Origin of the sequence: Vibrio sp. NC2 (assembly GCF_025195005.1) — a bacterium.
Classification (GTDB): Bacteria; Pseudomonadota; Gammaproteobacteria; order Enterobacterales; family Vibrionaceae; genus Vibrio; species Vibrio splendidus.
Window position 1 is genome coordinate 54,496 of record NZ_JANVFC010000024.1, and the last position, 13,496, is coordinate 67,991.

General features: G+C 44.9%; 11 protein-coding genes and 3 tRNA genes. All 14 read left to right on the forward strand.

Annotated features, from left to right (window positions below):
- The first annotated feature begins 41 nt into the window (after positions 1–41).
- Positions 42–1,223 carry an aspartate kinase gene (locus tag NX845_RS20820; RefSeq protein ID WP_260257109.1) on the forward strand — a complete coding sequence of 394 codons (1,182 nt, stop codon included), beginning with the start codon at positions 42–44 and terminating at the stop codon, positions 1,221–1,223.
- 92 nt (positions 1,224–1,315) lie between these two features.
- Positions 1,316–1,513 carry a carbon storage regulator CsrA gene (gene csrA / locus NX845_RS20825; RefSeq protein ID WP_004415691.1) on the forward strand — a complete coding sequence of 66 codons (198 nt, stop codon included), beginning with the start codon at positions 1,316–1,318 and terminating at the stop codon, positions 1,511–1,513.
- Between the two features lie 477 nt (positions 1,514–1,990).
- Positions 1,991–2,083 (forward strand) — tRNA-Ser (locus NX845_RS20830).
- Between the two features lie 46 nt (positions 2,084–2,129).
- A tRNA-Arg gene (locus NX845_RS20835) sits at positions 2,130–2,206 on the forward strand.
- Between the two features lie 101 nt (positions 2,207–2,307).
- Positions 2,308–2,384 (forward strand) — tRNA-Arg (locus NX845_RS20840).
- Between the two features lie 375 nt (positions 2,385–2,759).
- Entirely contained in the window at positions 2,760–3,017 is a 258-nt protein-coding gene (locus tag NX845_RS20845; RefSeq protein ID WP_010435831.1) for an oxaloacetate decarboxylase subunit gamma, read from the forward strand.
- 31 nt (positions 3,018–3,048) lie between these two features.
- On the forward strand, positions 3,049–4,830 hold the full coding sequence (oadA, locus tag NX845_RS20850; RefSeq protein WP_260257107.1) for a sodium-extruding oxaloacetate decarboxylase subunit alpha: 1,782 nt from the start codon (positions 3,049–3,051) through the stop codon (positions 4,828–4,830).
- Positions 4,831–4,839: 9 nt separating this feature from the next.
- Positions 4,840–5,970 (forward strand): sodium ion-translocating decarboxylase subunit beta, encoded by a 1,131-nt coding sequence (locus NX845_RS20855; RefSeq protein WP_004735495.1) that lies wholly within the window; start codon positions 4,840–4,842, stop codon positions 5,968–5,970.
- Between the two features lie 171 nt (positions 5,971–6,141).
- Positions 6,142–7,095, forward strand: a complete 954-nt coding sequence (locus NX845_RS20860) for an NADP-dependent oxidoreductase (protein WP_004735496.1) — start codon at positions 6,142–6,144, stop codon at positions 7,093–7,095.
- 6 nt (positions 7,096–7,101) lie between these two features.
- Positions 7,102–7,563, forward strand: coding sequence for a YqaA family protein (locus tag NX845_RS20865; protein WP_108189536.1), 462 nt, complete (start codon positions 7,102–7,104; stop codon positions 7,561–7,563).
- A 9-nt stretch (positions 7,564–7,572) separates the two neighbouring features.
- On the forward strand, positions 7,573–10,431 hold the full coding sequence (locus NX845_RS20870; protein ID WP_260257108.1) for a pitrilysin family protein: 2,859 nt from the start codon (positions 7,573–7,575) through the stop codon (positions 10,429–10,431).
- Between the two features lie 99 nt (positions 10,432–10,530).
- A complete protein-coding gene (gshA, locus tag NX845_RS20875) occupies positions 10,531–12,099 on the forward strand; it encodes a glutamate--cysteine ligase (protein WP_108189537.1) in 1,569 nt (522 codons plus the stop codon).
- Between the two features lie 10 nt (positions 12,100–12,109).
- Positions 12,110–12,760 carry a hypothetical protein gene (locus tag NX845_RS20880; RefSeq protein ID WP_029222727.1) on the forward strand — a complete coding sequence of 217 codons (651 nt, stop codon included), beginning with the start codon at positions 12,110–12,112 and terminating at the stop codon, positions 12,758–12,760.
- Between the two features lie 24 nt (positions 12,761–12,784).
- Positions 12,785–13,303, forward strand: coding sequence for an S-ribosylhomocysteine lyase (gene luxS, locus NX845_RS20885; RefSeq protein ID WP_017079953.1), 519 nt, complete (start codon positions 12,785–12,787; stop codon positions 13,301–13,303).
- The last annotated feature ends 193 nt before the right edge of the window (positions 13,304–13,496 follow it).

Below are 13,496 nucleotides of genomic sequence, written 5' to 3' on the forward strand. Positions count from 1 at the left end.
ATATATAGACATTGGTCTTGGGAAGGTGAGGACGGGTGAAAATGCCTCTTATCGTGCAGAAATTTGGTGGAACGTCGGTGGGTTCAATAGAGCGGATCCATCATGTAGCAGAAAAAATCATTGAAGCGAAAAATGAAGGGAACCAGATCTTGGTTGTCGTTTCTGCTATGTCAGGTGAAACAAATCGGTTAGTTAACTTAGCTTCACAAGTTGATAGTGTCCCAAACGCTAGAGAATTGGATGTGTTGTTAACGGCTGGAGAACAAGTTTCTATGGCTTTGTTGGCGATGACGTTGCACAAGTTGGGTTATGAAGCGACATCGATGACCGGCTATCAAGCCAAGATACACACCGATTCTAATCATAATAATGCGACGATTGAGCGTATTGATACCGCTCCTATTAGAGCGCTGTTAGATGATGACCAGATTGTCATTGTTGCAGGTTTTCAAGGTGTTAACGCGAAAGGTGATATCACAACCTTAGGGCGAGGTGGTTCAGATACCACGGCCGTTGCATTAGCGGGCGCGCTTCAAGCTAAAGAGTGTCAGATCTATACCGACGTTGATGGCGTATATTCCTGCGACCCTAGAGTGGTTAAGCAATCTAAAAAATTAGATACCTTAGACTTTCCCTCTATGGAAGAAATGGCTCGCAGAGGCGCTAAGGTTTTGCACCTTCCATGTGTTCAGCATGCGTGGCGACACAATGTACCACTGAGAGTACTTTCGAGTTTTGAAGAAGGCGAGGGCACTCTCATCGCGGGTAATGATTGTTTGAATGATATTGCTGGAATAGCCATTCAAAGAGATATGGTTCGCATCGAGTGTTTGAATCAAGATTTACCGTCTATCATGTCGCATTGCCAGTTGTTAGGGATCGAAGTCTGTAGTGTGATCGAGGAAACAGAACGGGCAGCGCTCATTATCAAACCGGACATAAGTGCTAAATTAAAACTAGTTTTTGCTGAAAAAATCCGTAATAGTGAATATGTTAGTTTGTTAACTGTGGTAGGAAGCCGAACGCAAGAAATTGTGGTCAGTTCACATGGATTGTTGTCTGAAGGCGAAATTGATGTACAACATCACTTATTGCAGCAGCAGTCTTTAACTTTGGTGATATCACCAACGCAAGTCGATATAGCTGCTAACATATTACACAATGCATACATCGTAGCGCGTGAAACACAGGGTTATCTTAAAAAAGAAGTGCATTTTGGTTAAATAAACTCAATCGATAGTTTACGAAAATATAACTTTTGTTGGATAATGCTCTCGTAGCTAGATAAATTTAGAGATTACTCAAGGAGCAAAGAATGCTAATTTTGACTCGCCGTGTTGGCGAAACACTGATGATTGGTGATGAAGTAACAGTTACTGTACTAGGTGTTAAAGGTAACCAAGTACGTATTGGTGTTAACGCACCTAAAGAAGTATCTGTTCACCGTGAAGAGATCTACATGCGCATTCAAGCTGAAAAAGGTAATGGTAACGTTGCATCTGGCAACTACTAATACTTTTGCGTAGAAGAGGGGCTAGCATTGTTGCTAGCCTTTTTTGATCTTGGGGTGCACATAATCACAACTTAGCAATAGGTTGATTCACTAACTGGCTTAGTTTTAGATGCTGGATGGAGTGCTTGATATAGAAAAGCCAAGCCACCAGAGTTAACTCTTATTGAAGCATCATGATATTTGTTTGCCATAGTTCAAGTTTTACTGACTTGCCCTATGGCGAAATAGAGCATCCCGTAGTATGGTGCAAACAGCAGTGACACTTACTGCGAGATAAATTAGATAATTGTTTTCCGCTGTTAATTATTGCCAATCTTTCACCTTAATTTTTAAGGGAAAAAGCGCTAATTGGATGTTATAAGTTCAATTTGCAAGCGCTTTGATTAAATTGCAAACGGTTGAATGTTTTTGTCCGGTTTTTTTCAATAAAGTGTTTGACATATTTTCGGTAAAACGTAATATGTGCCTCCGCAAGACGGTGAGGTGGCCGAGAGGCCGAAGGCGCTCCCCTGCTAAGGGAGTATGTGGTTTATAGCCGCATCGAGGGTTCGAATCCCTCCCTCACCGCCATTTCTTGCACGTTTGAATTTGCAAGCAAACACAGAAGTAACAATGTGCGCCCTTAGCTCAGCTGGATAGAGTACCTGGCTACGAACCAGGCGGTCGGAGGTTCGAATCCTCCAGGGCGCACCACTATTTAGGGGTTTTAGTAATCCTGATGTTAAACGTTTAGTTTTGCTTTATTGCCTTAACTGCTTTATTGCCTTAACTAACGGCTTAATATCGAAACCGTTGCGCCCTTAGCTCAGCTGGATAGAGTACCTGGCTACGAACCAGGCGGTCGGAGGTTCGAATCCTCCAGGGCGCACCACCTTATTAAAGAAAGCCTCGTTTATACGAGGCTTTTTTTATGTCTGCTGCAAATTTGTTGCGATAATGTTAAATTTTGTCGTTGTTTAACTTGTTGTATTTAAAGTAATTCTTGATTGCTTCTTTGTTATTCCACCTTTCTCATATCATTTCTAAGAAAAGCCCCGTTTAAGTCACAGTTTAAATATCTATAAATGACGTATTTGACAGATTTATGTGATCTGATAGGCGAATAATTAACCTTATGTGTGCGTTATCCGTAACAGAACCTTAAACAAAATTGACAAACTTTTACCAATCGAGATAATCCATGGGTCGGGATCACTATTCGCTGAAATCCTGCACGTATGTCAGGATGACGAAGAAAGGAAGCAACATGACTAATATTGGAAGCCTGCTAGGAGATGCGGCGACTCTAATGATAACGGGGATGTCCGTTGTCTTTATTTTCCTAACTATTCTAGTTTACCTCGTTCGGTTGATGTCAAAACTGGTACCAGAAGAAGTACCAGAGCCGATCGCAGCACCTAAAAAAATCAAAAAATCACAATCAAACCCTTCAGCTGTTAGTCCACAGGTAGTGGCAGCAATTTCGGCCGCGGTTCATCAATACCGTGCGTCTACTGCTAAGTAGCATTTAAAGGATTAAAAAGGAGTTTATGAGCATGTCTAAACCACTAGCTATCACAGATGTGGTACTTCGTGACGCGCACCAGTCACTATTTGCTACTCGTATGCGTATCGAAGATATGCTGCCAATTGCGGAAGAACTGGATAAAGTCGGTTACTGGTCTTTAGAGACTTGGGGCGGCGCAACGTTTGATTCGTGTATTCGTTTTCTAGGAGAAGATCCGTGGGAGCGTTTGCGTGAGCTGAAAAAAGCGATGCCAAACACACCAATGCAGATGCTACTGCGTGGTCAAAATTTATTGGGTTACCGTCACTACGCGGATGATGTAGTAGAAAAATTTGTTGAACGTGCCCATAAGAACGGCATGGACGTATTCCGTATTTTTGATGCGATGAATGACGTACGTAACTTTGAAACAGCAGTGAAAGCAACGATTGATGTTGGTGGTCACGCTCAAGGTACGTTGTCTTACACAACCAGTCCGGTTCACAACTCAGATACTTGGGTTGATTTGGCTAAACGCCTAGAGGATCTAGGTTGTCACTCACTATGTATCAAAGATATGTCAGGTTTATTAAAGCCCTATGAAGCCGAAGAACTGATTACACGTATCAAATCATCGTGTGACGTTCCTCTAGCGTTGCATAGCCACGCGACAACAGGTCTATCGACTGCAACAGCGGTTAAAGCCGTTGAAGCGGGTATCGACATTCTAGACACCGCTATTTCTTCAATGAGCTGTACTTACGGTCACACGCCAACCGAAACGGTTGTTGCGATGTTAGAAGGTACAGAGCGTGATACCAATCTTAAGCTTGATCAGATCGAACCCATCGCGGCTTACTTCCGTGATGTACGTAAAAAGTACGCGAAATGGGAAGGTCAGCTAAAAGGTGTTGATTCACGTATCTTGATTGCTCAGGTTCCTGGCGGCATGTTAACCAACATGGAAGGCCAGCTTAAAGAACAGGGCGCAGCCGATCGTATGGACGAAGTGCTCGAAGAGATCCCTCGCGTACGTAAAGAGCTGGGTTACATTCCTTTGGTAACACCTACTTCTCAGATTGTTGGTACTCAAGCGGTTATCAACGTTCTAACGGGTGAGCGCTACAAGAGCATCACTAAAGAGACTGCTGGTCTACTGAAAGGTGAATACGGTCAAGCGCCTGCTGAGGTTGATGCTGAACTGCAAGCGAAAGTGTTAGATGGTGCAGAGCCAATCACGTGTCGTCCTGCTGATTTACTTAAGTCTGAAATGGATACGTTAACGACAGACCTTTTAGAAAAAGCGAAATCAGATGGCATTTCACTCGCTGAAGATACCGTTGATGATGTACTGACATACGCACTTTTCCCACAAGTCGGCCTTAAGTTCCTTAAGAACCGTCGTAACCCTGAAGCATTTGAACCTGCACCAACTGCAGAAACGGCAGCTCCTGTTGCGGCACCACAGCCTGTTTCAGGTAGCATTGAAAGCTACAGTGTGAAGGTTGATGGTCAAGTTTATGATGTTGAAGTCGGGCCACAAGGCGAACTGACATCAGTATCTCCATCAGCGAAACCAGCACAAGCATCTCAAGCAGCACCAGCTGCGGCTTCTGATGCAGAAGCGGTTCCAGCTCCATTAGCAGGCAACATCTTCAAAGTTATCGTTCAGCCTGGTGCTGAAGTGGCTGAAGGCGATGTGCTACTGATCTTGGAAGCGATGAAAATGGAAACGGAAGTTCGTGCTGCTCGTGGTGGTATCGTTCAGGAATTGAATGTTAAAGAAGGCGATGCAGTTACTGTAGGCGCTCCACTACTAAGCTTAGCGTAAGGGAGTACCATGGAAGGATTGATGACCTTATGGTCTGAAACAGGGATTGCTAACTTTGAGTTCGGCCAGATTTGTATGATGCTGGTCGGTTGCTTATTGTTGTTTTTGGCAATTCGTAAAGGGTTTGAACCGTTACTTTTATTACCGATTGGTTTTGGTGCTGTATTAGCAAATATTCCAAATGCTGGGTTTACTGATCCCGGTGGTTTGCTTTACTACGTTTACTACATTGGTATTGAAACGGGTATTTTCCCACTACTGATCTTTATGGGTGTTGGTGCAATGACGGACTTCGGTGCGTTGATTGCTAACCCTAAAACGTTATGGCTAGGGGCTGCGGCTCAGTTTGGTATCTTCGCAACGCTATTTGGTGCGATCTTGCTGAACTATGTTCCAGGAATGGAATTCTCAATGGCAGATGCTTCGTCAATTGCGATCATTGGTGGTGCCGATGGCCCAACCGCGATCTTCTTGGCGAGTAAGTTATCTCCTGACCTACTAGGTGCCATTGCGGTTGCGGCTTATAGCTACATGGCTTTGGTTCCTATTATTCAGCCACCTATCATGAAAGCGCTAACGACGCCGGAAGAACGCAAGATTAAGATGGCGCAGTTACGTCACGTTGGTAAAGCCGAGAAGATCCTTTTCCCGCTTGCTGTACTACTGATGACTATTCTGTTCCTACCTTCAGCAACACCTCTAGTAGGTATGTTCTGCTTGGGTAACTTAATGCGTGAAGCGGGTGTGGTTGATCGCCTTTCAAAAACAGCTCAAAACGAACTGATTAACGTCGTAACTATTTTCCTTGGCCTAGGTGTTGGTTCTAAGCTTCAAGCGGATACGTTCTTGAACTTAGAGACGCTGGGTATTTTAGGTTTAGGTGCGGTGGCGTTCAGTATCGGTACGGCGGGTGGCGTGTTAATGGCGAAGTTGCTTAATCGTTTCTCTAAAGAAGACATCAACCCACTGATTGGTGCAGCTGGTGTATCAGCGGTTCCTATGGCGGCTCGTGTTGTAAACAAGGTTGGTCTTGAGGCAAACCCTCAAAACTTCTTGTTGATGCATGCGATGGGCCCGAACGTGGCAGGTGTACTTGGTAGTGCGGTTGCGGCGGGTATTCTATTAGCTCTAGTGGGCTAGTAGGTTCCTAGGTCACGTATCGTTACGTTAATTGGTCGTCAATTTACGAATGAGCGGTTAACTTAGCCTTATTAAATGGTTTATAGTCAAAGGGATGCTTTCGCATCCCTTTCTTTTTATCAATTAGGGTGCTTGCTCATTAGGGCTTTTATCAATCAAGGAAATGTGGAAATGGAAAATAAACAGATAGCGATTACTCAATTCGGCGGCGTCGAAAACCTCAGTATTCAAACCCGTGCTATTCCTGAGCCTAAGGCTGGAGAAGTGGTGGTTAAAGTTTCCTTTTCAGGCATTAATCCGATTGATGTCAAAACCCGAGCGGGCCTTGGTTGGGCTGCAGCACAGAACAAAGATAACCTGCCTTGGGTGCCTGGTTATGACATTTCAGGGCAAATTGTCACCCTAGGCGAACAGGCAGAGCGTTTTACTGTTGGTGATAACGTGGCTGGCTTTATTGGTTTCCCACTGCAAGGTGGCGGTTACAGCCAGTATGTGTGTGTCCCAGAAGCGGCATTAAGCATGGTTCCTGATTCGGTGACTCTAGAAGCGGCCGCAGCATTACCATTAGCCAGTCAAACAGCAGCCCAAGCGCTCAACAAAGCTGAAGTGAAAGAGGGCGATCGCGTACTTATCTTAGCGGGTGCTGGCGGTGTTGGTCATCTAGCGGTTCAAATCGCCGTGGCGGCGAAAGCCGAGGTTTATACAACTTGTAGCGAAGCGAATCTTGATTACTTAGCAACGCTAGGCGCTCATGCGATTAACTATAAGTTTGCGCCAGCATCGGAAAGAGTCTCTGATGTTGATGTGCTGATTGATTTGGTTGGTGGCGATACCGCTCTCGATGCATTGAAGTGTCTAAAAGATGGCGCAAGAGTGGTGACAGTCCCAACTTTATCTGCAGAATTGATCTGCGAAAAAGCAACATTATTAGGCTTTACTGCATCAGGTATGCTGGTTGAGCCAAACCCAGAGCAAATGGATACTATGCTGTACATGGTCAGTGTCGGATTGCTCAAAACAGAAATTCAAGGTATCTACCAGTTAGACGAAGCGCAGTCAGCTCATCTACAGGTTGAAACCGGACATACCAGAGGCAAGGTACTACTTAAAATGCAAGAAGGTTGATAGGCAGTGCTAGAGTTTTTTAATTCTCTGTTTGAAAACATAGCGCTGTGGTTCTCTGACTCGGCGCTGTGGGTACTCTTTATTAGTGGCTTTTTGAGTGCCACATTATTGCCCGGGGGATCAGAAGCGAGCCTTGTGGCAGCCTTGAGCTTAGAGCAGTTCTCAACATCATCGATCATTCTTCTGGCGACACTCGGTAATACTTTGGGGGGCCTGACCAACTATTGGATTGGTTTATGGTTGCCCAATCGAACTCAATCTGAAAAGCATGGTCATAAGGCTATGGCTTGGCTGAGCCGTTATGGTTACTGGACACTGTTATTCAGTTGGTTACCCATCATTGGTGATCCTTTGTGTCTGTCTGCCGGTTGGCTGAGAATGAAATTTATCCCTAGCGTTATTTTGATAGCGATTGGCAAAGCCGCTCGCTACAGCTTACTTGCTGCTATCTACTTCGGTTTTTTCTAAGGAGAACCTATGAAAAAGGTTTTACTTGGTACATTTTCTCTTATCGCCATTGCTGGCTGTTCTTACAATGTACCTAGCTCAACACCCTTCTTTTCCTCGTTACCGGAAGGTGTCACTCTGTTAGAAGAGGTTAAGCCTTCTAAAGATAAAGTCGTGATTCCTTATGCGAAGTATCAGCTTGAAAACGGCTTGACCGTTATTCTTTCTCCTGATGATTCTGATCCACTTGTTCATGTTGATGTGACCTATCATGTGGGTTCTGCGCGTGAACAGATTGGCAAATCAGGCTTTGCTCACTTCTTTGAACACATGATGTTCCAAGGCTCAGAGAACGTCGGTGATCAACAGCACTTTAAGATCATCACCGAAGCGGGTGGTTCGTTAAATGGCACCACCAACCGTGACCGCACTAATTACTTTGAAACCGTTCCTTCTAACCAACTCGAAAAAATGTTGTGGTTAGAATCGGACAGAATGGGTTTCTTGTTAGATGCGGTTTCTCAAAAGAAATTTGAGGTGCAAAGAGGCACGGTTAAGAATGAGCGAGCGCAAAGCTATGAAAACCGCCCTTACGGTTTGATGTGGGAGCGCATGGGAGAAGCACTGTATCCAGAAGGTCACCCTTACTCGTGGCAACCAATCGGTTATGTTGAAGACTTAGATCGTGTTGATGTGAATGACCTTAAGGCATTTTTCTTACGTTGGTATGGCCCAAACAATGCCGTGTTAACGATCGGTGGTGATATCGACGTTGATGACACGCTAGAGTGGGTTAACAAGTACTTTGGCCCTATCCCTCAAGGACCTGAAGTTAAGGCGGCAGAGAAGCAACCTGCAGTGCTGACTGAAGACAAGTACATCACCTTAAAAGATAATATTCGTCAGCCGATGGTGCTTGTTGGTTGGCCAACAACGTATCGTGGTGAAGAGACGCAGGCTTCATTGAATGCACTGTCCAATGTGTTAGGTTCTGGCACCAACAGTTACCTGTATCAAAACCTCGTAAAAACGCAAAAAGCGGTGAGCGCAGGATCTTTCCATGATTGTGCTGAGCTTGCATGTACCATGTATGTGTATGCGATGGGTAATTCAGGTGAAAAAGGCGATTTGACAGTTCTGAACAAAGAGCTGATGGATACCTTAGATCAATTCTCGAAAGAGGGCGTTGAACAAGAGCGTTTAGACCAGATCACTGGTATGGCAGAAGCGGATGCAGTTTTTGCACTGCAAAGTGTTAAAGGCAAGGTTTCACAGCTTGCGTCTAACCAAACCTTCTATGGTCAGCCGGATCGCATTGAATCGCAACTCGATCAAATTCGAGCGGTTACTCCAGAAAGCGTAAGCAAGGCATACCAAGATTTCATCGAAGGCAAGCACAAGGTTACGTTGAGTGTGGTTCCTAAGAAAAAACTCGACTTAGCGGTTCGTGAGGCTACCTTTACCACACCTGCACGTACCCTTCCTGAATACAGTAAGGTCACTGAAGACCAGCTTAATTTCAGAAAAGCACCAAACACATTTGATCGCAGCGTGATGCCAGAAGTGAACTTTGGTGTTGAAGCGACCATGCCTGAGTTGTACCGCATGCACTTTGCGAACGGCACTGACTTGATTGGTACCGTGACCAGTGAAACGCCGACAGTACAGCTGCAAATTCAACTGCCTGCAGGCGAACGCTATGTTCGTAAAGGTCAAGAAGGCTTAGCGAACCTAACGGCTTCGATGATGGAAGAGGGGTCGACTAAACGAACGGTTGAAGAACTACAGGCGACCTTAGATAAGCTTGGCAGTAGCGTTAGCATTGGCGCAGGCAGTTATACCACGGATATCTCGGTTTCAACGCTAGAGAAAAACCTACCTCAAACCTTAGCGATCGTACAAGAGGTTCTGTTTGAGCCTAAGTTTGATGAGCAAGACTTTGAACGTGTTAAGAAGCAGATGCTTGAAGGTGTTGTCTATCAGCATCAACAACCAAGCTGGATGGCTTCCCAAGCAACCCGTGAAGTGCTATTTGGTGACAGTATTTTTGCTCGAGCAAGCGATGGCACCAAGGCGTCTCTATCGGATCTAACCTTAGATGATGTGAAAAAATTCTATGCACAACACTACACACCGGAAGGTGCCAATATTGTTGTTGTGGGAGACATCTCGAAGAAAGAGGTGGGAAAACAGCTACAATTCTTTGAACAGTGGCAAGGCGATGCGGCACCACTAACGCGTCCGCAGATCATCAAAGAGCTTTCAGGACAACATCTGTACTTAGTAGATAAACCAGGTGCGCCACAAAGTATTGTCCGTTTGGTGCGTAAAGGTTTACCTTTTGATGCGACGGGTGAGTTGTATTTGAGCCAGTTGGCTAACTTCAATTTAGCCGGTAACTTCAATAGCCGTATCAACCAGAATCTACGTGAGGACAAAGCCTACACTTACGGTGCGAGCGGTTACTTCGCGAGTACACGTGAAACTGGTGCGGTAGTATTTAGTGCTCAAGTGAGAGCCAATGCGACGGTTCCATCGATTCAAGAGTTTATCTCTGAGCTGAATGAATTTAGTCAGAGTGGATTAACTGACGAAGAGGTGAAATTTATGCGCTTTGCCGTCGGTCAACAAGATGCGCTTAAATACGAAACGCCAAGTCAAAAGGCTGGATTGTTGAGTAATATTGTTGCATTGAGCCTTGATGAAGATTACCTACAACAGCGTAATCAGATAGTTGAAACGGTTTCAAAAGAGACCTTAAACGAGCTATCTAAGAAATGGTTTGACCCGAATGATTATCAAATAATTGTTGTTGGTGATGCGACTTCGCTTCGTCCTCAACTAGAAAAGTTAGATATTCCAATAGAAGAGCTTGAAATCATTCGTTAGAGTACACATTAAAGGGGGAGGGAAAAGACTCTATTTTTCTCCTCCGACCTAATTTATGATAGTTCTAATCAGAACGATATAAGATAAGTGAACTGAATTTTGACTGATTTTGCTGCGCGACTAAAGCAAGTTGCAACCAACCCTAAGACCTTCTCTCAATTTGGTCGTGGTGTTGAAAGGGAAACGTTACGCTACACGGAAGATGGGCATCTTGCTACTGGGCCGCACCCAAAGGCTTTGGGATCTGCGTTGATGAACGGATGGGTAACGACCGATTTTTCCGAGTCGCTACTGGAGTTTATTACGCCTGTTTCTAACGACGTTCCGACTCTTTTGAATCAGTTGTCTGATATCCATCACTTCACACAAACCAAGTTAGATGGCGAAAAGATGTGGCCGCTTTCTATGCCTTGTTACGTAGGCAGTGAAGATTACATTCAGCTAGCGCAATACGGCACCTCTAACAACGGCAAAATGAAGACGCTATATCGTGAAGGCCTAAAGCGCCGTTACGGTAGCCTGATGCAGATTATTTCAGGTGTTCACTTCAACTTCTCTTTCCCGGATAGTTTTTGGGATAGCCTGTTTGGAGAGCAAACCGAAGAAGCGCGTTGTGAATCTAAGTCCGATGCTTACTTTGGTTTGATTCGTAATTACTACCGTTTTGGTTGGTTAATTCCTTATTTCTTCGGTGCTTCACCTGCACTATGTCCTTCTTTCATCAAAGGAAGAGAGACAAAGTTACCTTTTGAGAAGGTTGGCGAGACACTGTATCTGCCAAAAGCAACGGCACTTCGCCTGAGTGATCTTGGCTACACCAATAGTGCTCAAAGCGTATTAAAGATTGGCTTCAACAGCCTAGACCAGTACCTTGAAGGTTTGAACCAAGCGATCCGCACGCCATCAGAAGAGTTTGCTGAGATTGGCACTAAGGTTGATGGTGAATACCGTCAATTGAATAGTAACGTTCTTCAAATCGAGAACGAGCTTTATGCACCAATTCGCCCTAAGCGCGTGGCGACAAGTGGTGAAAAACCATCGGAAGCACTGGCTCGTGCTGGTGTTGAGTACATCGAGGTTCGTTCTTTGGACGTAAACCCATTCAGCTCAATTGGTATCAATGAGCAACAAGTTCGCTTCCTCGATCTATTCTTAACTTGGAGTGTTCTATCTGACTCTGCTGAGATGGATAACTGCGAACTTGAATGCTGGCGCGATAACTGGAACAAGGTGATCTTAGAAGGTCGTCAGGTTGGTTTAGAACTCAAGATTGGTTGTGATGGCGAGAGGCTGTCTCTGCAAGATTGGGCTAAACGCGTATTCAAAGATCTTCGTGTTATCGCTGAGTTGATGGATGCTGAACAAGGTGGTCGTGCATACCAAGAAACGTGCGATACGCTTGAAACTTGGATCGATAACCCAGAGCTGACCATTTCTGGCCAGTTGCTAGAAGAGACCAAAAAATTAGGTGGCTTGGGTAAAGTGGGTTGTGCGTTAGGAAAAACATACGCTCAGCAACACAAAGCACACCAATATAAAGTTTACTCAGCTGAGTTGATGGAAGCGGAAGTTCAACGCTCTGTGATAGCTCAGCAACAAAGTGAAGAAGCAAGTACTCAAGATTTTGACAGCTTCTTAACGGATTATTTTTCGTATTTAAAAGCATAGCGAGACTTTGGTGGAAAGGAAGCAAGCCTTATTAGGCCAGCCTAAACGCGTAAGTGGAAAATGGTTGCCAGTAGTGACTGTTGGTATTGTCTCTAGCCTATTGGTTGGATGTGCAACGCCACCGCCAAAGCAGCAAGATAACCTGTGTAGCATCTTCAGAGAACACCCGTCGTGGTATGAAGATGCACTCGATATGCAAGAAGAGTGGGGCACGCCGATCAACGTAGCGATGGCTTTTGTGAAACAAGAGAGTAGCTATCGTCATGATGCGCGCCCGCCTAAAGATTACATTCTTGGCTTTATTCCGTGGGGACGCGTGAGTAGTGCTTACGGTTATGCACAAGCTCAAGACCCTGCTTGGGAAGACTTCCAAAAGGCGACCAATAACGGTGGCTCAAGAACCAATTTTGATGATGCATTGATGTTCATCGGTTGGTACACCAGCGAGACGCGTCGTCAGCTTGGTATCTCACTATGGGATCCGTATAACCAATACCTGGCTTATCATGAAGGTCGTGGTGGCTATAAGCGCAAGTCATACAATAGCAAACCATCGTTGATTAAGGTGGCGCGCAAAGTCGAACAGCAAGCAAAAGATTATGGATGGCAGCTTAAACAGTGTCGTAAAGAACTAGAAGACAATAGAAGTTGGTTTTTCTAAAGCCAACCGTCATGGAGAAGAGCAATGCCTTTATTAGATAGCTTCACTGTTGATCACACGCGCATGAACGCACCTGCAGTTCGTGTAGCTAAAACAATGCAAACCCCAAAAGGGGATACCATCACTGTGTTTGACCTGCGTTTTACTGCACCAAACAAAGACATTCTATCTGAGAAAGGTATCCATACTCTAGAGCACCTATACGCAGGGTTTATGCGTAATCAATTGAACGGTTCAGATGTAGAGATCATCGATATTTCACCGATGGGCTGTCGTACTGGTTTCTACATGAGCCTAATTGGTACGCCTTCAGAGCAGCAAGTAGCAGACGGTTGGCTGGCTGCAATGCAAGATGTGCTGAAAGTTGAGAATCAAAATAAGATCCCTGAGCTGAACGAATACCAATGTGGTACTGCGGCAATGCACTCTTTGGATGAAGCTAAAGATATCGCTAATGCGATCATCGCTGCCGGTATCTCTGTAAACAAAAATGATGAACTGGCATTGCCAGAGTCGATGCTGCAAGAGCTTAAGATCGACTAGTCATTGTTAGTTCACCTTGAATACGCTTCACTCTAGATACATTTCACTCTAGAGACAGAGTGAGTTAGATACTAAAAGGCCCGGTTCAATGAACCGGGCCTTTTTCGTCAACGTATTTGTCCCGTCCTGAAATGTGTTTACACATTGAGGACTAATGATGACCATTCCAAATAAACACTACATTAAGCGCACT